General features: G+C 63.3%; 17 protein-coding genes. 11 read left to right on the forward strand and 6 right to left on the reverse strand.

From position 1 onward, the window contains the following. Positions 1-39 precede the first annotated feature (39 nt). The gene (locus tag ACIPZ5_RS22770; RefSeq protein ID WP_261941288.1) at positions 40-927 is read left to right on the forward strand and encodes an NAD(P)-dependent oxidoreductase; all 888 of its coding nucleotides are present in this window, start codon (positions 40-42) and stop codon (positions 925-927) included. Here ACIPZ5_RS22770 and ACIPZ5_RS22775 read toward each other — a convergent pair. Together ACIPZ5_RS22775 and rapA are read right to left on the reverse strand one after the other, a co-directional pair. Continuing rightward, complete coding sequence (locus ACIPZ5_RS22775; protein ID WP_400810777.1) at positions 827-3,091, reverse strand: putative bifunctional diguanylate cyclase/phosphodiesterase; 2,265 nt, start codon at positions 3,089-3,091, stop codon at positions 827-829. The two genes, ACIPZ5_RS22770 and ACIPZ5_RS22775, sit on opposite strands and share 101 nt — an antisense overlap. A 196-nt stretch (positions 3,092-3,287) precedes the next feature. Beyond that, on the reverse strand, positions 3,288-6,134 hold the full coding sequence (rapA, locus tag ACIPZ5_RS22780) for an RNA polymerase-associated protein RapA (RefSeq protein ID WP_261941286.1): 2,847 nt from the start codon (positions 6,132-6,134) through the stop codon (positions 3,288-3,290). Between the two features lie 132 nt (positions 6,135-6,266). Here rapA and ACIPZ5_RS22785 point away from each other — a divergent pair, with 132 nt between their 5' ends. The 7 genes from ACIPZ5_RS22785 (at position 6,267) to ACIPZ5_RS22815 (ending at position 11,112) form a co-directional block, all read left to right on the forward strand. Continuing rightward, positions 6,267-6,962, forward strand: coding sequence for a M949_RS01915 family surface polysaccharide biosynthesis protein (locus ACIPZ5_RS22785; RefSeq protein ID WP_261941285.1), 696 nt, complete (start codon positions 6,267-6,269; stop codon positions 6,960-6,962). 107 nt (positions 6,963-7,069) lie between these two features. After that, on the forward strand, positions 7,070-7,399 hold the full coding sequence (locus ACIPZ5_RS22790) for an aspartate-semialdehyde dehydrogenase (RefSeq protein ID WP_261941284.1): 330 nt from the start codon (positions 7,070-7,072) through the stop codon (positions 7,397-7,399). 67 nt (positions 7,400-7,466) lie between these two features. Beyond that, complete coding sequence (locus ACIPZ5_RS22795; RefSeq protein WP_261941283.1) at positions 7,467-7,628, forward strand: hypothetical protein; 162 nt, start codon at positions 7,467-7,469, stop codon at positions 7,626-7,628. Between the two features lie 135 nt (positions 7,629-7,763). After that, on the forward strand, positions 7,764-7,880 hold the full coding sequence (ccoM, locus tag ACIPZ5_RS22800; protein WP_060512656.1) for a cytochrome c oxidase subunit CcoM: 117 nt from the start codon (positions 7,764-7,766) through the stop codon (positions 7,878-7,880). Between the two features lie 169 nt (positions 7,881-8,049). Beyond that, positions 8,050-10,038, forward strand: coding sequence for an FUSC family protein (locus ACIPZ5_RS22805; RefSeq protein ID WP_343600143.1), 1,989 nt, complete (start codon positions 8,050-8,052; stop codon positions 10,036-10,038). Next, positions 10,025-10,231, forward strand: a complete 207-nt coding sequence (locus ACIPZ5_RS22810) for a DUF1656 domain-containing protein (RefSeq protein WP_261941281.1) — start codon at positions 10,025-10,027, stop codon at positions 10,229-10,231. Before ACIPZ5_RS22805 ends, ACIPZ5_RS22810 begins: the two co-directional genes overlap by 14 nt. Positions 10,232-10,242: 11 nt before the next feature. Beyond that, positions 10,243-11,112 carry an HlyD family secretion protein gene (locus ACIPZ5_RS22815; protein WP_343600140.1) on the forward strand — a complete coding sequence of 290 codons (870 nt, stop codon included), beginning with the start codon at positions 10,243-10,245 and terminating at the stop codon, positions 11,110-11,112. A 154-nt stretch (positions 11,113-11,266) separates the two neighbouring features. On the opposite strand, the gene ACIPZ5_RS22820 is transcribed toward ACIPZ5_RS22815, so the two are convergent. Further along, positions 11,267-12,025, reverse strand: a complete 759-nt coding sequence (locus tag ACIPZ5_RS22820; RefSeq protein ID WP_343600321.1) for an SDR family oxidoreductase — start codon at positions 12,023-12,025, stop codon at positions 11,267-11,269. A 112-nt stretch (positions 12,026-12,137) separates the two neighbouring features. On the opposite strand from ACIPZ5_RS22820, the gene ACIPZ5_RS22825 reads away from it, so the two are divergent. Continuing rightward, on the forward strand, positions 12,138-13,079 hold the full coding sequence (locus tag ACIPZ5_RS22825) for a LysR substrate-binding domain-containing protein (protein WP_400810780.1): 942 nt from the start codon (positions 12,138-12,140) through the stop codon (positions 13,077-13,079). An 87-nt stretch (positions 13,080-13,166) separates the two neighbouring features. Then, a complete protein-coding gene (locus ACIPZ5_RS22830; protein ID WP_261941277.1) occupies positions 13,167-13,487 on the forward strand; it encodes a DUF2025 family protein in 321 nt (106 codons plus the stop codon). Between the two features lie 8 nt (positions 13,488-13,495). Here the strand turns inward: ACIPZ5_RS22830 and ACIPZ5_RS22835 are convergent, their stop codons facing one another. Both ACIPZ5_RS22835 and ACIPZ5_RS22840 read right to left on the reverse strand, forming a co-directional pair. Continuing rightward, on the reverse strand, positions 13,496-16,066 hold the full coding sequence (locus ACIPZ5_RS22835; protein WP_400810781.1) for an EAL domain-containing protein: 2,571 nt from the start codon (positions 16,064-16,066) through the stop codon (positions 13,496-13,498). A gap of 54 nt (positions 16,067-16,120) precedes the next feature. Continuing rightward, positions 16,121-17,194 carry a diguanylate cyclase gene (locus ACIPZ5_RS22840; protein ID WP_400810784.1) on the reverse strand — a complete coding sequence of 358 codons (1,074 nt, stop codon included), beginning with the start codon at positions 17,192-17,194 and terminating at the stop codon, positions 16,121-16,123. Positions 17,195-17,324: 130 nt separating this feature from the next. Here ACIPZ5_RS22840 and ACIPZ5_RS22845 point away from each other — a divergent pair, with 130 nt between their 5' ends. Next, positions 17,325-18,419, forward strand: coding sequence for an MBL fold metallo-hydrolase (locus ACIPZ5_RS22845; protein ID WP_343600327.1), 1,095 nt, complete (start codon positions 17,325-17,327; stop codon positions 18,417-18,419). A gap of 2 nt (positions 18,420-18,421) precedes the next feature. On the opposite strand, the gene ACIPZ5_RS22850 is transcribed toward ACIPZ5_RS22845, so the two are convergent. Beyond that, a complete protein-coding gene (locus ACIPZ5_RS22850; protein ID WP_343600330.1) occupies positions 18,422-19,300 on the reverse strand; it encodes a formate/nitrite transporter family protein in 879 nt (292 codons plus the stop codon). Positions 19,301-19,646 lie beyond the last annotated feature (346 nt).

The following is a 19,646-nucleotide window of genomic DNA, read 5'->3' on the forward strand; positions in this document are numbered from 1 at the left end:
GCTTGTCACACTTCTTTAATCTTCTGCCTGGAGTCGTTCATGAGTACTGCACTGCCTTCGCTGGGATTTGCCGGGATTGGCCTGATGGGCTTGCCGATGTGCCAGCGCCTGTTGGCTGCGGGTTATCCGCTGACGGTCTGGAACCGCAGCCCGGACAAATGCGCCGCATTGGTGGCCGCAGGTGCGCGCCTGGCTGCCAGCCCCGCCGAGTTGTGCCGTGACAGCGACATGGTGCTGCTGTGCCTGGCCGACACGGCGGTGGTGCGTGAGGTGGTGTTTGGCGAGCAAGGCATTGCCGAGGGCGGGCGCAGGGGGCAGCTACTGGTGGACTTCTCCAGCCTCGAGCCGACCGCAACCCGGGAAATGGCGGCCGAGCTGGCTGCGCTGTGCGGCATGGCCTGGCTGGATGCGCCGGTATCCGGCGGCACGCCAGGGGCCGAGGCGGGGACCTTGGCGATCATGGTGGGCGGCGATGCCACTGACCTGCAGCGTGCGCGCCCGGTTCTGCAGGTGCTCGGCCAACGGGTGACGCACATGGGCGGGGTGGGGGCAGGGCAGGTTACCAAGGCCTGCAATCAGATGATCGTGGCCTGCAATGCATTGGTCATCGCCGAGGTGGTGGCACTGGCCGAGCAGTCAGGCGTCGACGCCACCTTGATCGCTGAAGCCCTTGCTGGTGGCTTTGCCGATTCGAAGCCGCTGCAGATCCTGGCGCCGCAAATGGCCGAAAGCCGTTTCGAACCGATCAAGTGGCATGTGCGCACGTTGCTCAAGGACCTCGACGGTGCTGTCAAACTCTCCCGCGAGCAGGGCGCGGCAACACCGCTCAGTGGCCTCGCCGCGCAGTTGATGCGCCTGCACGGTAGCCAGGGCTATCTGCAAAAAGATCCAGCGACCCTGGTAGAGCTGTATCGCAACAAGGGATGAAAACCGTGTCCTGGCGGTCGAGTTGGTCAAGCAGCGGGCGCAGTTCGCTCATCGGCACCGGGCGGCTGAGCAGGTAGCCCTGCAGGTAATCGCAGCCGTTGCTGGCCAGGAATTCGTGTTGCTCGACGGTTTCGACGCCTTCGCTGACCACTTCCAGGTGCAGGGTGTGGGCCATGGCGATGATGGCCTGGATGATTTCGCGATCCTTGGGGCTGGCGGGCACATCCTGCAGGAAGCTGCGGTCGATCTTCAGCACGTCCAAGGGCAGGCGCTTGAGGTAGGCCAGCGACGAATAGCCGGTGCCGAAATCGTCGATCGACAGGCCGACGCCCTGGCCACGGATGCGCTTGAGCAGAGCGACGGTCTGCTGGATATCACCCATCAGGGCATTTTCGGTGACTTCGAGCTCCAGATGGCGAGGTGCCAGGCCCGCCTGGAACAACGCCACTTCCACTTCGTTGGGCAGGCTTTCGTCCCCCAGGGTCACCGCCGAGCAATTGACCGTGACCTTGAGGCTGGCAAAACCATGTTGGTGAAGCCGGGTCAGATCCTGGCAGGCACGGCGCAACACCCACAGGTCGAGGTCGACGATCAGGCCGTTGGCTTCGGCGATGCCGATGAACCGGTCAGGTCCCATCAGCCCGTGCAGTGGGTGCTGCCAGCGCACCAACGCTTCGAGCTTGCCCACCTGGCCAGTGCGCAGGTCGAAGATTGGCTGGTAATGCACGCACAAGCCGCGTTCTTCAAGCAGGGCAATGCGCAGTTCCTCTTCCAGTTGCAGTGCCAGGCTGGCATGACTTTTCAGACTGCTGTTGAAAAAGTGCAAGCTGTTGCGCCCGCTGCCCTTGGACTGGTAGAGGGCCAGGTCGGCATGTTTGAGCAATTCTTCAGCCGTCAGGCCGTCATCAGGGAAAATGCTGATGCCAATGCTGGTGGTCATGACCATGCGCCGGCCACCCAGATCGATCGGATCCTTCATCCGCTGCATGATGCGCTGGGCCAGGTGGCGGGCCTCGTCGCGGTTGTTGAGGCTGGTGACAACGCAAAACTCGTCGCCGCCGAATCGGGCGACCAGATCGTGACTGCGGGTGGCAGCCTTGATGTGGTTGGCGATCACCTTGAGCAATTCGTCGCCGGCGTCGTGGCCGAGGCTGTCGTTGATCCGCTTGAAGTGGTCGATGTCGAGGAACATCAATGCCAGGCGGCTTTCGCCGGGGTCCAGTTCCGCCAGGCGTTCGGCGAAGATCTGGTTGAAACCGCGGCGGTTGACCAGATTGGTCAGGGCATCATAGTGAGCTGCCTGCTGCAGTGACGCGCGGGCCTGGTCCAGTTGGCTGAGCAGCACACCGTAGCGGCGCAGGTCGTCCTCCTTGCTTTGCAGCTTCTTGTCGGCCAGGGCGGCGCTGATGCTGCTGCCGCTGATCAGCAAGGTGATGAAGGCCACGGTCAGCCCCAACTGCAGGCTGTTGTCTCCGGATGGCAGGCTCAGGGCAGCAGAAGCCGGAATCACCAAGGTCATGGCAGCCATGGCGGTGAAATGTGTGGCGATGATGCCGCCAGCCATCAGCAGGCTGGCGCCATATTTCAAGGTCTGGTGCAGGGTACCGCTGCCGTTGCGGAAGTAACGGGCCAGCAGCAAGGCAGCCAGGCTGGTCAGCAGGGCGATGGCAGCGCTGCCCAGCAGCAGGCTGGTCTGGTAGTACTGCTGGGCACCGGTCTGCAGCGCAGCCATGCCGACGAAATGCATCAGGATGATGCCCAGCCCGATGAGCAGGGCGCTTTGCAGGTAGTGGTGCAGACGCATGTGGATGCGGTCGAGGCTGGCCATCGCCATCCAGGCCACCAGCAATGCGATCAGCAGCGAAAGGCCGGTCAGCGACACGTCGTAGTGCATTTCCACCGGGGCCTGGAAGGCCAGCATGCTGATGAAGTGCATGGCCCAGATACCGCCTGCCAGGCAGCAGGCACCGAGCATGCGCCATTGCCGTTGCGCGGCGGGGTGTTCGCTGTGGGATTGGCGCTCCGCCATGTCGAGGGTGGCAAAGCAGGCTGCACTGGCCACCGCAAAGGCGATCAGGACCAGTAGCGGTTCATGGCGGCAGTTGATGACGATGCGCCCGGTAACCGGCAGCTCGGTGAACAGTTGCAGCCCCAGCCATTCCATTGCTTGCCCTTTGCTCGAGTTTTCACTCGTCTCCGTTCAAGCCCTGTGGAGACTGTCCTGGGGCAGTATAGAAACAGCTGGCTAAACCTTCCTGAGTAATGGCACTTTGGCTTCAATGATTTGGTTCTCAAATCGATAGCCAGTCGTAATAACGAACGGGGGCGCAAGGCGCCCCCAGGTGGTATGGCCTGTCAGTTTACCCGGCAACGAGTACGCGGATGGCTTCAAGCCGCAAGGCGGCCTTGTCCAGCATCGCCATGCCCTGTTCCCGCTGCTTGCGCAGCGCATCGATCTCGCTGTCACGCACGCTCGGGTTGACCGCCTGAAGTGCGGTCAGGCGGGCCAGCTCTTCATCGGCCTCGGCGGCCAGGCGGCGCTGTGCCTCGGCCACGCGCTCGACGTGCACTGGCATGACCTTGGCCTCGCCACCGCTGATGCGCTTGGCCAGCACGTCACGCTGGGCCTGGACGAATTTGTTGGCGCTGGCACGTGGTACGCTTTCGAGCTGGTCATTGAGGGTTTCGAACGCCACGCGCGACGCCAGGTCGTTGCCATTGGCATCGAGCAGGCAGCGCAGTGCCGCTGGTGGCAGGTAGCGGCCCAGTTGCAGGCTGCGTGGCGCCACCACCTCGCTGACGAACAGCAGTTCAAGCAGTACGGTACCGGGCTTGAGCGCCTTGTTCTTGATCAGCGCGACGGCGGTGTTGCCCATCGAGCCGGACAGCACCAGGTCCATGCCGCCCTGGACCATCGGGTGCTCCCAGGTCAGGAACTGCATGTCTTCACGTGACAGGGCCTGGGCACGGTCGTAGGTGATGGTCACGCCTTCGTCGTCGCCCAGCGGGAAGCTGGCGTCGAGCATTTTCTCGCTCGGCTTGAGGATCAGGGCGTTTTCCGAGTGGTCTTCGCTGTCGATGCCGAAGGCGTCGAACAGGGTTTCCATGTAGATCGGCAAGGCGAACTGGTCGTCCTGCTCGAGGATGGCCTCGACCAGCGCCTGGCCTTCACCGGCGCCACCGGAGTTGAGTTCCAGCAGGCGGTCACGGCCGCTGTGCAGTTCTGCCTCCAGGCGCTCGCGCTCGCCACGGGCCTCGCTGACCAGTGCGGTCCAGGCCTTGGCGTCGCCGCCCTCGAGCATCGGCAGCAGGCGCGGGCCGAACTGGTGCTGCAGGGCGTTGCCGGTCGGGCAGGTATTGAGGAAGGCGTTGAGGCCATCGTGGTACCACTGGAACAGGCGCTCCTGCGGGCTGTCCTGCAGGTACGGGATGTGCAGTTCGATGGTGTGCTTCTGACCGATCCGGTCGAGACGGCCGATACGCTGTTCGAGCAGGTCCGGGTGGGCCGGCAGGTCGAACATCACCAGGTGATGGGCGAACTGGAAGTTACGGCCTTCACTGCCGATCTCGGAGCAGATCAGCACCTGGGCGCCGAATTCCTCGTCGGCAAAGTAGGCAGCGGCACGGTCGCGTTCGAGGATGCTCATGCCTTCGTGGAACACCGTGGCCGGGATGCCGGAGCGCACGCGCAGGGCGTCTTCCAGGTCCATGGCGGTTTCGGCGTGGGCGCAGATCACCAGGACCTTGGTGCGCTTGAGCATCTTCAGTGTGTCGATCAGCCAGTCGACCCGAGGGTCGAAGCGCCACCAGCGCTCGTCATCGCTGACGTCACCCTGGGCCTGGAAGGCCACTTCCGGGTACAACTCGGCGTGTTCGCCGGCTGGCAGGTCCTGGTATTGCGCTGGGTTGGCCAGCGGATACGGGTGCAGCTGGCGCTCGGGGAAGCCCTGGACTGCCGCACGAGTGTTACGGAACAGCACGCGGCCGGTGCCGTGGCGGTCAAGCAGCTCGCGGATCAGGCGGGCGCTGGCCTGGGTATCGCCATCGTTGACCGCCGCCAGCAGGGCTTCGCCTTCGGCGCCGAGGAAGCCTTGAATGGTGGCATGGGCCTTGGGAGACAAGCGGCCTTCTTCAAGCAGCTCCTGCACGGCCTCGGCCACCGGGCGGTAGTTTTCGCTCTCGGCGCGGAACGCCGCGAGGTCATGGAAACGGTTGGGGTCGAGCAGGCGCAGGCGGGCAAAGTGGCTGTCCTGGCCGAGTTGTTCAGGGGTTGCGGTCAGCAGCAGCACGCCCGGGATGACCTGAGCCAGTTGCTCGACCAGGCCGTACTCGGCGCTGACCTGGTCTTCGTGCCACACCAGGTGGTGCGCCTCGTCGACCACCATCAGGTCCCAGCCAGCGGCAAACAGCGCGTCCTGGGCCTTTTCGTCATCGACCAGCCATTCCAGAGCGACCAGCGCCAGTTGGGCATCCTCGAACGGGTTGCTGGCGTCGCTTTCGATGAAGCGCTCGGCGTCGAACAAGGCGACCTGCAGGTTGAAGCGCCGGCGCATTTCCACCAGCCACTGGTGCTGGAGGTTTTCCGGAACCAGGATCAGCACGCGGCTGGCGCGGCCGGACAGCAGCTGGCGGTGAATCACCAGGCCGGCCTCGATGGTCTTGCCCAGGCCTACTTCGTCGGCCAGCAATACCCGTGGGGCGCTGCGGTCGGCGACTTCGCGGGCGATGTGCAACTGGTGGGCGATCGGTTGCGCGCGGCAGCCACCCAGGCCCCACAGCGACGACTGCATCTGCTTGCTGGTGTGGTGCAAGGTGTTGTAACGCAGGCTGAACCACGACAGCGGGTCGATCTGCCCGGCGAACAGGCGATCGCTGGCCAGGCGGAACTGGATGAAGTTCGACAGCTGGGTTTCCGGCAGGGTGCGCGGCTGGTTCTGGCCATCCAGGCCGTGGTAGACCATCAGCCCGTCGATGTCCTCGACTTCGCGCACGGTCAGCTTCCAGCCTTCGAAGTGGGTGATCTGGTCACCTGGCGAGAAGCGCACGCGGGTCAGCGGCGCATTGCGCAGGGAATACTGGCGGGTGTCGCCAGTGGCCGGGTAGAGCACGGTCAGCAGGCGGCCATCCTGCGCCAGGATGGTCCCCAGGCCGAGCTCCGCTTCGCTGTCGCTGATCCAGCGTTGCCCCGGTTGATACTGCTGCGCCATACTGCCTGAACTCCCGCGATGAAAAAGCCGGCTATGTTAACGGATAGGCCGGGCGGACCATAGACCAGAAGTCCATCAGTCTAGCTGTTTCATCGCAGATCACCGTCTTGCTGACGAGGGCTACGCACCGATATGCCGCTCAAGCACCGCTGGTTGCACACCTCCCTGGCCATGGGCAGCTTGCTGCTGCTGGCCGCCTGCGAACAGAAAAATTTTGAAACCCTGCCTGCGATCCCGGTCGAGCAGCTCGAAGTGCTGGGCGTGCAGACGCCGATCAAGAGCGTGCACTTCCGTGACCGCGACGGCGAGGGGCTGCTGGTGCTCAGCCGCAGCGATGGCCAGGCAGTGGATGCCGAATCCGAGCAGGAAGTCGACAAGGTGGTGCTCAAGGCCACCCTCTACGGGCGCACAGCCGAGCGCGACGCGTTCAAGCCGCGCTGGCAGATCGAGCAGGAAACCACCTGCCCCGGGCTGGACCTGGATGTCGACTTCTATACCGATGTCAGTGACGTCAGTGACCTGAACAAGGACGGTGTCGCCGAGGTGACCGTGGCCAGCCACGCCTTCTGCGGTGGCGGCATCGATCCGCATGACATCGCCATTGAAATGCGCGAGGGGCAGAACGCCTACACCATCACCGGCCAGTCGCTGATCACCCCGGCAGGTGAAGAGCCGGTCGGCGGCGAGCGTGAAGACAGCGCGTCGCTGAAGAATGCGCCGCAGGTACTGCGCGAGCATATGGATTCGGTCTGGCAGCAGGTCTACAAGCGGCCCTGGAGCGAAGCCAGCCCGCCGGTCGACGACGACCCTGAGGACGATACCGAGTAACCTCTGTCTACATTGGCATGACGCGGCCATGAGCGGCCGCACACCCATACCCTTGACGCTCAAGCTGGCTAACGGACGGCCGATACAGTGGGCACAGGAGAACTGCCATGCTGCCGCCGATCATCCCGCTCAGTGCCGCCCCGGTGACCTCACAACTGGACCCGGTCAAACAGACCCCCGACATCAAGCCGGTGGTGCCGGTGCAGCCTTCGTCCAATGAAAGTGCCATCGACCTGAAGCAGCAGCGCGACCCGCAGGAGCAAGTCCTGCTGCTGCGCGAGGAGCAGCGCCGCCAGCAGCGGCGCAACAAAAAGGACGAAGCGGAGCTTTACAGCGCCATGCCGGGTGACGAAGTCAATGCCGACAACACCGTGCCGGTGGCACCGCTGATGGGCGAGAACCCGCGCCAGGGCCTGCTGGTCGATATCGAAGTCTGACGCGGGGCTGGTCACGGCCAGCGCCTGGCTTCATGATGCAAGTCTCTGTAGATCGTCGAGCCCACCCATGAGCCAAGACAACCTCATCGACTTCGATGCCGAGCGCGCCAAGCGCATCCATGACCTCAAGGAAAAACGCCTGAACGAAGTGCGCCAGGCGTTCGAGCAGGCCATGCCACTTGCCGCAACGAAGAAAAAGAAGCCCAAGGGCAAGCCCAAGAAGCGCTGAAACTTGACGCAGGTCAACCCTGCACCCGCCTCGCGTGCCCGGTCCCGGGCAGCATTGACCCTGATCAATTTTCCCCGCCCCCGTATTCGTTACCTTGCATCCATCGGACAACGGCAAACGAATCGGGAGGCCAGCATGTTCTTCGACAATGTGGTTATCGCGGGCGTGGTAACGGTCGGGTTGATGGTTGCATTCTTTGCCGGTCTGGGCATTTTCATCTGGAAGGACTCGCACAAGCGCAAGCCGCGCTGACCTTTCGGATTCACGAGCACGCAAGGCATTTAGGGCGACTTCGGTCGCCCATTTTTTTGCCTGCGTATTTTGCCGATAAAGATGGTTAGCTAGCTAATTATTCGATCCCGCAGTATCCTGCTCGCCATTGTCTATTGTTTAACTCACCATCCCCCGCAAGGTCCGATTCGTGCCCATCACCTTCCAGGCCCTGTTCGCACCCAGCAGCCTCGCCATCAAGTTCGCCATCAAGACATTGCTTGGGGCGGGGCTGGCGTTGTGGCTGGCCATGCGCTGGGGGCTGGAGCAGCCATCCTGGGCCTTGATGACCGCGTTCATCGTCGCCCAGCCGCTGTCCGGAATGGTGGTGCAGAAAGGCCTGGCGCGTCTGGCCGGGACCTTGGTCGGCACGGTCATGTCGGTGGTGTTCATCGGCCTGTTTGCCCAGACCCCATGGCTGTTCCTGATCACCCTGGCGCTGTGGCTGGCCTTGTGCACGGCGGCCTCCACGCAATTGCGCAGTGCCTGGGCCTATTCGTTCGTCCTGGCTGGCTATACGGCGGCCATCATTGCCTTGCCCGCCATCAATCATCCCTTGCAGGTGTTTGACCAGGCGGTGGCGCGGTGCACTGAAATCTGCCTGGGGATCTTCTGCGCCACCGCCAGCAGCGCCCTGATCTGGCCGATGCGGGTCGAGCAGCAGCTTGCCGGGCAAGCCCGTCAGGCCTGGCAGAACGGTCTGCAGGCGGCAAGCGCCATGCTGGGTGGCGAGGATGAAGCACGCAAAGGGCTGTTGGACAGCCTGGGTCGCATCGTCGCCATCGATACCCAGCGCGAGCATGCCTGGTTCGAAGGCCCACGCGGGCGGCAGCGAGCCAAGGCCATCCGTGGGCTGAGCCAGAAACTCATGGTGCTGCTGCGTATTTCACGCTCGGTGCGTCGGCAGTGGCGGCAACTGGACGAGCACGAAGCCGGGCACCTCGCGCCTTGGCTTGACGAAGTGCGGGCGCAACTGGTCAAGCCCGATCAGCCGAACTTGCTGGTGTTGCGTCAGCGTATCTGGGACGCGGCCCATGATGAGCAGATCAGTTCCGCCGAGCACTTCTGCCTGGCGCGCATGGCCTTGCTGCTGGACTACGCCATGGCTGCCACCCAGGCCCTGGACGATGTCGAGGCGGGCAGGGCGCCGAAAGATGTATCCCAGGGCCTGGCGGCGCACCGCGACTGGTCGCTGGCCTTGTTGTTCGGTTCACGCAGTGCCTTGGCCTTTCTGGTGATGAGCAGCTTCTGGCTGGCCACCGCCTGGCCGTCGGCGCCTGGCGGCCTGGTGCTGACCTGCGTGGTGTGCAGCCTGTTCGCCAGCCGGGAGAACGGCGCGCAGATTGGCCTGAGCTTCTTGCGCGGGATCTTCCTGGCGATCCCCGCAGCTTTTCTGGTCGGGCAGATCATCCTGCCGCAGTGGAGCAGTTTCGCCATGCTCTGCCTGGGCATGGGTGTGCCGCTGTTCTTTGGCGCGTTGGGCATGGCCCACCCGCGTACCGGCGCCACGGCCACTTCCTATTGCCTGCATTTCATCGTGCTGGTCTCGCCGCTCAACGCCATGACGTTCGGTGTGGCGACCATGCTCAACAGCGCCCTGTCCATGTTGGTGGGTGTGGGTGCTGCGGTATTGGCCTTCCGCTTGCTGGTGTTCCGCCACCCGGCCTGGCTTGGCCGGCGCCTGCGCGCCGCAACCCAGAGCGACCTGGTGCGCCTGACCCGGCGCGAACTGCGCGGTGCCGACAGCTGGTTTGGCGGGCGCATGGCCGACCGCCTGATGCAACTGGCCCGGCATGCCAGCGAGCTGCCAGCCACCGAACGCAAGCGCTGGGATGATGGCCTGCATGGGCTGGATATCGGAGATGAACTGGTGCACTTGCGCATGTGCCTGGCGGTAGCCCAGGTGCCATTGGCTGGCGCCGAGCGTGAATACCTGCAGCAGGTCGAGGCGGTGCTGGCCAACGGCCCGGCCGTTGGCCGCGAGCAGCGCCTGGATACGGCCAGCGAGCAGTTCATCGCCGCCTTGCAACGGGCGCCGGCCAGCGACCCGTTGCGCCTGGCCCAGGGCGCGGTGCTGCAGTTGCAGAAAAGTTGGGGTAAATGGTGCCGCGCGCAGGAGGATGCCCATGGGCTTGCGTGAGTGGGAGCTGGGCGGTGTGCTGCTCAGCCCGTTCCTGATTTATGTGCTGATGGCGCTGGCGCTGACCGGGGCGTTGCGCCTGGTGGTACAGGCCACGCCGCTGGGGCGCTGGATATGGCATGAAGCGCTGTTCGACACGGCGTTGTTCGTTTGTGTGCTGTTCCTGGTAGTTCGCCTGCTGGGGCCTTTGTAAGGAGGGATTCAATGCGTGCTGTCGTCCGTATTCTGGTGACCTTGTGCGTGGTCGCCATTGCCGTTCTGGCCGGCTTCAAGCTCTGGCAGTACTACATGCTCACGCCGTGGACGCGTGATGCCCGGGTACGCGCCGATGTGGTGGTGATCGCCCCGGACGTATCTGGCTGGGTGCGTGAACTCAAGGTGCAGGACAACCAGCAGGTCAAGGCTGGCGATCTGTTGATGAGCATCGACCGCGAGCGTTTCCAGGCGGCCTTCGAGCAGGCCAGCGCGGTGGCTGAAACCCGCGCCCAGCAGTTGCACCTGCGTGAGCGTGAAGCCGCGCGGCGCACGGCGCTGGGCCCGGAGGCGATCAGCGCCGAACTGCGCGAAAACGCCCAGATCAACGCCGCCATCGCCCGTGGCGAACTGCATGAGGCCGAAGCCCAGTTGCAAGTGGCAAAGATCAACCTGGCGCGCAGTGAAGTGCGAGCGCCGCGCAGCGGGCATATCACCAACCTGCGTCTGGCCCAGGGCAACTATGTCAACACCGGTCAGTCGGTGATGGCCCTGGTGGATGATTCGACGTTCTACATCCAGGCCTACTTCGAGGAGACCAAGCTGCCGCGCATCCGGGTTGGCGATGAGGTGAAAGTCTGGCTGATGGGCGCGGGCGATGCGATGCAGGGGCATGTGCAGAGCATCAGCCGCGGCATCACCGACAGCAACAGCAATCCGGACAGCCAGCTGCTGCCGGTTGTGGAGCCGACGTTCAACTGGGTGCGGCTGGCGCAACGGATTCCGGTGCGGATCAGGCTGGATCAGATTCCCGAAGGGGTTCACCTGAGTGCGGGGATGACCGCCAGCGTGCAGGTGCATGAGGATCAGGCAGAACAGTGATGGCCAAAGGGCCGCTTCGCAGCCCATCGATGCGGTTCGTCGCCACGACAAGCGCGGCTCCCACAAGTACTGCACATGCCTGCGGGTTAGCGCGGTCGTTGTGGGAGCTGGCTTGCCGGCGATGGGCCGCAAAGCGGCCCCAAGTTTTTCTGCCTTAAAGGAACATCCCGCCAGACACTTCCAGCCGCTGCCCGGTAATCCAGCCATTGCCTTCCTCCAGCAGCAGCGCGATGGCAGCGCCGATATCGTCCGGCAACCCGACCCGCCCGAGCGCTGTATTGCCAGCAATGAAGTCGTTGACCTGCTGGTTGTCGCGCACCACGCCGCCACCAAAGTCAGTCTCGATCGCCCCCGGGGCAAGGATGTTGACGCGGATGCCGCGTGCCCCCAGCTCCTTGGCCTGATACCGGGTCAGAACCTCCATCGCCCCCTTCATGGCGGCATAGGCGGCATACCCAGGCAACGCAAAGCGCGCCAACCCGGACGAGATGTTGACGATGCGCCCGCCATCGACCAGCAATGGCAGCAGCCGCTGTGTGAGGAAGAACGGCCCCTTGAACTGGATGTTCAGCAACTGGTCGAACTGCGCCTCGCTGGTTTCACTGAACGGTACATTCAGGCCGATACCGGCATTGTTCACCAGGAAATCGAAGCGCTCACGGCCAAAGTGTTGTTGCAGGGTCGTACCCAGTCGCTCGGCAAAGCCGGCGAAGCTGCTGCTGTCGCCGACATCCAGCTGGAGCATGGCAGCCTTGGCTCCAGCCGTTTCGAGGGCCTTGGCCACGCGCTGGGCCTCGTCGGCCTTGCTGTGGTATGTGCCGATGATGTCGATACCGCGTGCAGCCAGATGTTCGGCGGCATTGCGGCCCAGCCCACGGCTGGCGCCAGTGATCAGAGCGATCTTGCGAGTCATGTCGTATCCCTCGTGGATGGTGGATGTAGGACAGGTTATTGATCGTGCTGTGGCTGTTAAATCCAGTGGAATCGGAAATACTGTTCGTCTGGTTCGAACAGTAGGGGTGGATATGAACAAGTTGGACCTGCTGCGCACGTTCGTTCGCGTCAGTGAGCTGAGCAGTTTCACACTGGCGGCAGACAGCCTGGGCCTGCCGCGCTCGACGGTGTCGGAGCAGGTGAGGGCGCTGGAGCAACTGCTTGGCACGCGCCTGTTCAACCGCACCACGCGGCGCGTCCAGGCAACCCAGGACGGTACTCTGCTGTATGAGCGCAGCAAGGACCTGCTGTCGGGCATGGACGAGATCGAAAGCCTGTTCCGCGCCGACGATGCCGAGCTGGCCGGCTGCCTGCGGGTCGACATGCCGACCATGATGGCCCGCCGTGTAATCATTCCGGCCTTGCCGCAATTTTTGTCACGGTTTCCCAGGCTGGAAGTGGAGATCAGTTGCACCGACCGCCAGGTCGACCTGCTACGTGAAGGTTTCGACTGCGTCATGCGCATTGGTGCGCTGAGTGACCTGGATGTCGTGGCGCGGCCGGTCGGCCAGTTGAGCATGCGCAATTGCGCCAGCCCGGCCTACCTTGACCGTTGCGGCGTGCCGCATAGCCTGGACGACCTGGGCAAGCACCGACTGGTCCACTATGTACGCAACCTGGGTGCGCGCAGCGCGGGCTTTGAATACATGCAGGCCGGCCGGGTGTGCTTTCAGCCCATGGCCGGCGTGGTCACGGTCAACAATGCCGAGGCCTATTCGGCGGCCTGCCTGGCGGGCCTCGGTTTGATCCAGGTGCCGGCAGTCGGTGTGGCGCATCACCTGGCAAGTGGTGAGCTGCTGGAGGTGATGCACGGCTGGCAGGCTCAGGCCATGCCGGTGTCCTTGTTGTATGCCCGGCAACGGCATGTACCTCGCCGGGTCCAGGCGTTCATGAGCTGGCTGGGCGGGCTACTGGCGTCGCAGGTCGACCCGATGCCAGACGACGAAAACCTTGGCACAACGATGAACACTTGAGCTAGGCTGCCCACTGCGCGTCGCCCAACAGAGGCGACCGTTGCCTGCCTGGCGTGCGTCACTTCCGTTCATTTGCGAGGTTACGTCATGGCCATCACTTCCCAGGACATCTGCAGCGCTGCCGACCAGCTCAATGGCTTTGTCGGCTTTCATGGCAAGCGCGGTGTCCATATCGTGCGGTTTTCCGAAGACGCGTTCGGCATGGACGTGGCGGATGACAGCATCACCCCCTGCAGCGAATTCGTCTGGCGGCCGCAACAGGGCTCGCGCATGTCGCTGTGCCGGGAGCGCCTGGCGCTGTTGCTGGAGCAACATGTGGATGACCGGCTGAACATCGGCGAGCCATTGCGCATTTACCTGCGGCGTCGTGATCTGCCGGAAATCGTGGCTGAGCGCTCGCTGCGCTGAGCTGCGGATTACAAAGCATCTGCGGACCCGTCAGGCTTGCGCCTCAACAATTGCTCGAAGCCGGCCTTGTCCAACGGCCGGCTCAGGTAGTAACCCTGCACTTCGTGGCAGCGATCCTTCTGCAGCGCACGCAATTGTTGCTCGGTCTCCACGCCCTCGGCCGTCACCGTCAGCCCCATTGCTTCCCCCAGGTTGATGATCGCCTGCACCACGGCGCGGTCGCTGCCGGTGCTATTGGCCAGGCCGGCGATGAAGCGCTTGTCGATCTTGATGCTGTCGAACGGGTAGGTCCGCAGGTAGCCGAGCGAGGAATACCCCGTGCCGAAGTCATCCATGTTAAGCCGCACGCCCAGCTCCTTGAGCGCGAGCATGGTGCCCAGGGCGCCCTCGATGTCGTTGAGCATCACGTTCTCGGTAATCTCCAGCTCCAGCTGCTGGGCAGGGAAGGTGGTTTCCAGAAGGATTTCGCGAACATCGGCGACCACGTCACTGCGCATGAATTGCGCAGGTGACAGGTTTACCGAAACCAGCAGGTGCTCTGGCCAGTCGAGTGCGTTGCGGCATGCTTCGCGCAGTACCCAACGGCCCAGGGTGACGATCAGTCCGCTTTGCTCGGCCAGAGGGATGAAGGTATCCGGGGCGAGCAGGCCTTCCTGTGGGTGCTGCCAGCGCAGCAAGGCTTCGACCGAGACGATGCGCAGGTCGCTGAGGCGGTAGCGTGGCTGGTAATGGATGACGAACTCGTTGTTCTTAAGGGCGCGGCGCAGGTCGTTTTCCAGTTGGCGGCGGTACTGGATCTGCTGGTTCATTTCGGCGGCGAAGTAGCGCCAGGTGCCCTTGCCATCTGCCTTGGCCTGGTACAGGGCGATATCGGCGCAGCGGATCAGCTCGCCGGCATCGAACCCCTGGCTGCGGGTCTGGGCGATGCCGAGGCTGGCGCCGATGTGCAGCTGCTGGTTTTCAAAGGTGATGGGTTGCTGCAGCAGTTCGATCAGCCGCCGGCACAGGCGGTCGATCTCGCTGCGGTTATCCACGCCTTCCAGTACCAGCACGAATTCGTCACCGCCCAGGCGTGCCACCAGATCGACGTCGCGCGTGGTGTCGCGCAGGCGGGCGGCCACTTCCTGCAGCACCGCATCACCTGCTGCATGGCCGAGGGAGTCGTTGATCGGCTTGAAGTTGTCCAGGTCGAGCAGCAGCAAGGTCAGCGGCGGTGAGTCGCTGCCGCGCAGCAGCGCCTGCTCCAGGTGCCTGGCCAGTTTGTTGCGATTGGCAAGGCCGGTCAGTGGGTCGTGCAGCGACAGGTGCTGGATGCGCGCATGGGCCTCGACTTCGTCGGTGATATCGCTGGCCGTACCGCGAAAGCCGGCGTGCTTGCCATCGAGCCGGATGGCCCGTGCCGAGATGCGGCAATAGCGGCTCAGGCCGTTGTGGTCGCGGTAGGCGCAACGCAGGTTGGCCGGCTGTTCCGAATCGGTTTCGATCTGCCCATCGAGCCAGGCTGACAACGGCGTGGTTTCACAGCTGAGCAGCTGATTGAGCGGCTGGCCGAGCCAGGCCTCGACCGGGTCGCCGGTCACTTTGACGAAACGCTGGGACAGGTACGTGAGCCGTTGTTGTCGGTCGGTTTCCCAGATCCAGTCGGAGGCCGCCTCAGCCACTGCGCGAAAACGCTGCTCGCTGGCTTCCAGGGCCTGATTGCTCTTCTGCAGGCGCTGCAGGCTGTGATCGATGGCGCGGGAGCTGCGCAACGCAAGGCGAAACAGGTAAAGCATGACCAGGCCCAGTATCAGCAGCGCGCAGAGCAACGGCGGCAACACGGCCCAGAGCAGCTGTCGCCCAGGCAGCGGGCTGATCCAGGCCAGGCGATAACCGGTATCGCCCAGGGCAATATGCGGGTGACCGTGGGTGTGCTCTTCGATCTTTTCTATATGCATGCGCTCAAGGCCCGCGCCTTTGCCCAGGCGCGCGAGTTTGGCCTCGGTAAGCTGGTCGACGAACAGCATGACCGGTGCCTGGCTCACTTCTGCTGCGGTTACGTCCTTGTCCGGGCGTACGGCGGCGGCGCTGAGTACCGCTGGCCAGTTGTTGAACATGACGAAACGGGTGACCTGCTCGCGGGCGCTGGCGGCCGCGCGCGCAGCAGCGATGATTTCAGCCAGGGGGGCATCGATGAAACTGCCCGCAGCGGCCTCGGTAGGCGCACCCTTGAACAGCGCGTAGGTGGTGCGCTGGTCTTCGACCACGAATACCCCTTCGTAACCGCTGGCGCTGTAGAGCGATTCCCCGACGTTCTTTTCTGCATATGCCCACTGCCAGTCGACCTTGCCAGCCAGGTGCTCGAAGGCCGCGTCCCACACGGCGTAGCTCGACAGAAACTGCCGCGAGGCCAGCAGGCGTTGCTCCAGCGCCTGGGTGGCATGGAAGGCACTGCGTTGCTGCTCCTGCTGGTCGAGGGTGGCCGCGATGTTGAACAGTGCACCCAGGGTGACCAGGCAAGCGAGGCCGAAGACTACGCAGAAAACGCCGATCAGGCGGCGGACCTGAAGGCGTGGGGGAGGGCTGGCGGTCCTGGCCATGCGCGACAACTCCTTGATGACTGCAGTCCCCCGCCGGTCAATCAGCAAGGAGGTTCAGTCAGGATAGGCCAGCCTGAGCGGGGTGGCTTCGCCTTGGGCAAAATTGACCTGGTCGCGCCCGCGGCGCTTGGCGCTGTACAGGGCCTTGTCGGCCTGTTCCAGCCAGTGCTCGGGGGACTGCAGGTCGGTGTGGAAGGACGCCAGGCCGATGCTCAGGCTGATGCGCAGATGCGGCAGTTGCGGATTGCGGTAGCTGGCGACCCGTTCGCGCAGGCGCTCCATGGCCTGGCAGGCCTGGGCCTCGCTGGAGGCAGGGAGGATCACGCAGAACTCATCGCCGCCATAGCGCCCGGCCTGGTCGGTTTCACGCAGGTTGCGCTTGAGCTCCTCGCTCATCTGGCGCAGCACGCAATCGCCGACCACATGGCCAAAGGTGTCGTTGATGGTCTTGAAGTGATCGATGTCGATCAGCGCGATCACGGCTGGCGACTGTTGTTGCTGGCAGGCCTGGAACCTGAGCAGCAGCAGGTCTTTCCAGGCGCCGTGGTTGAGCAGGCCGGTCAGGCTGTCGGTCAGGCTCAGGGCGCTCAAGCGTCGCTTGTGTTCGCCCAGTTTGATTGCCAGGCGGTAGCAGACCCAGCCCAGCGCCAGCGGATACAGGGTCAACATTGGCAGGCAGGCGTAGATTTGCAGTGGCGTGGCATTCAACTGCAGCCCTGTGCCCAGCAGCACACTGGCCAGCAGCATGCCGACCAGTTGAGCCATTGCCCCGTGAATGATCAGGCGCTTGCCGCCTGCGGCCACGTTGTTCATGGTCATCATCGACAGCACGGTCACGGTCGGCAGCGGGTTGAAGTGCATGGCTGCGGTCCAGAACCCACCCAGCAGCGAGTCCAGCAGCAGGTTGCGCTGTTCTGCCTGATAAGGCGCCACCGAGCGCGATGCCCACTGATAGGCGACATGCGGCCAGAGCAAGCCATTGAACAGCAGCAATCCCCAAGCCCAGGCTGGCAGCGATAGCGGCGCCACGGCAGCGGCTACGCTGAACAGGCCGATCCCCAGGCCGATGACGCGCGGCAGATAGATGCGCTTGACGAATGAAAGTCCCTTGCCGCTGCGATTGTCCATCATGGTCGTTGTTCTTCTGCCGGGGTTCCGTTTATCGCATAACTCACGTGAATATTGTTGAACAGTGTTTCATCGACGAAAAATGACCTTACAAGCCATTTCACGGTTGATGTGATCCCAGTGGGGTACCATGAAGCCTTTCCTCTTGCTTGGAGTGTTGCTGCTCATGGCTCCCATGGCTAATCCTGGCGACCAATCGGCGCCGCAGCGGGACGGACGTTTTCACAACCAGGCCAGCCTGCCCCAGGATGGCGCGCTGAAGAAGCTGCGCATCGGCCTCAAGTACCTGTTGCTGCGCAAACCGCCAGAAACCCGGCCGGCGGCGGCGATCAGCGTACAGCCCATGACCCGCCAGCAGGTGCTCGATGCGCCGGACCATAGCCTCTGGCGCCTGGGCCACTCCACAGTATTGCTCAAGCTGCGCGGTCGCTACTTCATCACCGACCCGGTATTCGCCGAGCGCGCCTCGCCGGTGCAATGGGCCGGGCCGCTACGCTTCCATGCGCCACCGCTGGGGCTGGACGAGTTGCCGCCGCTGACGGCGGTTATCCTGTCTCATGATCATTTCGACCATCTCGATGAGCAGGCGATACGCCGATTGGCCCCGCGTGCCGAGCGTTTTCTGGCCCCGCTCGGGGTGGGTGACTTGCTGATCGAGTGGGGTGTGCCTGCGGCCAAGGTCACGCAGCTGGACTGGTGGCAGGAAACCGAAGTGGAGGGTGTACGTTTCATCGCCACGCCCGCGCAACACTTCTCAGGGCGTGGGCTATTCGACAGTAACCGGACCTTGTGGGCCTCCTGGGTGCTGATAGACGACCAGACACGCGTGTTCTTCAGCGGTGACACGGGGTACTTCGCCGGTTTTGCCGAAATCGGCGAGCGCTTTGGCCCGTTCGACCTGACGCTGATCGAGACCGGTGCCTACAACGTGGCCTGGCCCAACGTCCACATGCAGCCTGAACAAAGCCTGCAGGCGCATCTGGATCTGCGCGGGCGCTGGATGCTGCCAATCCATAACGGCACCTTCGATCTGTCCATCCATGGCTGGCAGGAACCGTTCGAACGCATCGTCTCCCTGGCTGCGGCGGCCCAGGTGCGGCTGAGCACGCCGCAGATGGGGGAGCGGGTCAGCATCGATTCACCTCACGAGGGGCAGAACTGGTGGCAGCCGCATCCGGCGCGGCAGCGGGGCAGGGCGGTCGAACGGGCGCTGGCGGCGCGCTGAGTTCAGTCCCGGTGCTGATGCTCTTCTTCCTTCAATAGTTGCGATGGTGGTTTGCCGCTGTCGCTGCGTACCTGGGCATGGCTGATCAGGGCGAAGATGCAGCTGCCGCCGATGATGTTGCCGGCCAGGGTCGGCAAGGCGAATGACAGCCAGAAGCTGCGCCAGGTTTCGTCGCCGGCCCACACCAGGTACGAAACCTCCACCGAGCCGACGACGATATGGGTGAAATCGCCCAGGGCCATCAGGTAGGTGATCAACAGGATGATCCAGATCTTGGCCTGCTCCATCGACGGGATCATCCAGACCATGGTAGCGATCATCCAGCCCGAAACGATGCCTTTGGCGAACATCTGGCTGATGTCGTTCTTCATCACCTTGCGCCCGACCTCGAGGAAGGCCACGTCGGTCTTGCTGTCGAAGATCGGCAGTTCGAGCATGACCCATGCCACCAGCAAGGTGCCCGCCAGATTGCCCAGCAGCACCACGCCCCACAGCCGCAGCAAGCGCCCGAGGTTGACCAGGGTAGGCGTGGTCATGACGGGGAGTACGGCAGTAAGGGTGTTTTCCGTGAACAATTGCTGGCGTGCCAGGATCACTGCAAGAAAGCCGGCGCTGTAGCCGATGCTGGCAATGACCTGCGCGCTGTCACCTTCAGGCAGTCGGGCATAGAACAGCCCCATGGCCATCAGTGACAGGCCCATGGTCAGGCCAGCGGCCAGGGCGGACCACCACAATGCCGCGAGGGTGCGCTCCAGTTCCAGGTCGCCCTGGGCCCGAATGATCTCGTGCAATACCGCGGCCCGCGGCGGCTGGTTGAGGCTGACTTCCTTCTCTTCGTCCGCCGACAGGCCTGGGGTCTTCTCGCTCTGGGCATTGCTCATGGCCGTTACGCTCCACGGGTTGTTTCTCTACAGAGCGGTGCTTCATGCATTTAGTTGCCAGGTCGCCGCAGAAGAAGATCGAAAGTTTTTTCAGATCAAGGTGTTGACTCTGATTTCAAAGCGCGTATTATTCGCCTCCTCGCAGCGTTGAACGCAACGAGGCAGGCGGTAAGTTGTTGAAGTTGAACGCTTTTGAAAGAAAGCAGCTTCGAAAAAACCTCAAAATAAACGCTTGACAGCAAATGAGGAAGGCGTAGAATGCGCGCCTCGGTTGAGACGAAAAGCTCTTAACCAAACGCTCTTTAACAAATCGAATCAAGCAATTCGTGTGGGTGCTTGTGAGTAT

The organism is Pseudomonas sp. NPDC089428 (genome assembly GCF_044749325.1).
In the GTDB taxonomy this organism is placed as follows: Bacteria; Pseudomonadota; Gammaproteobacteria; order Pseudomonadales; family Pseudomonadaceae; genus Aquipseudomonas.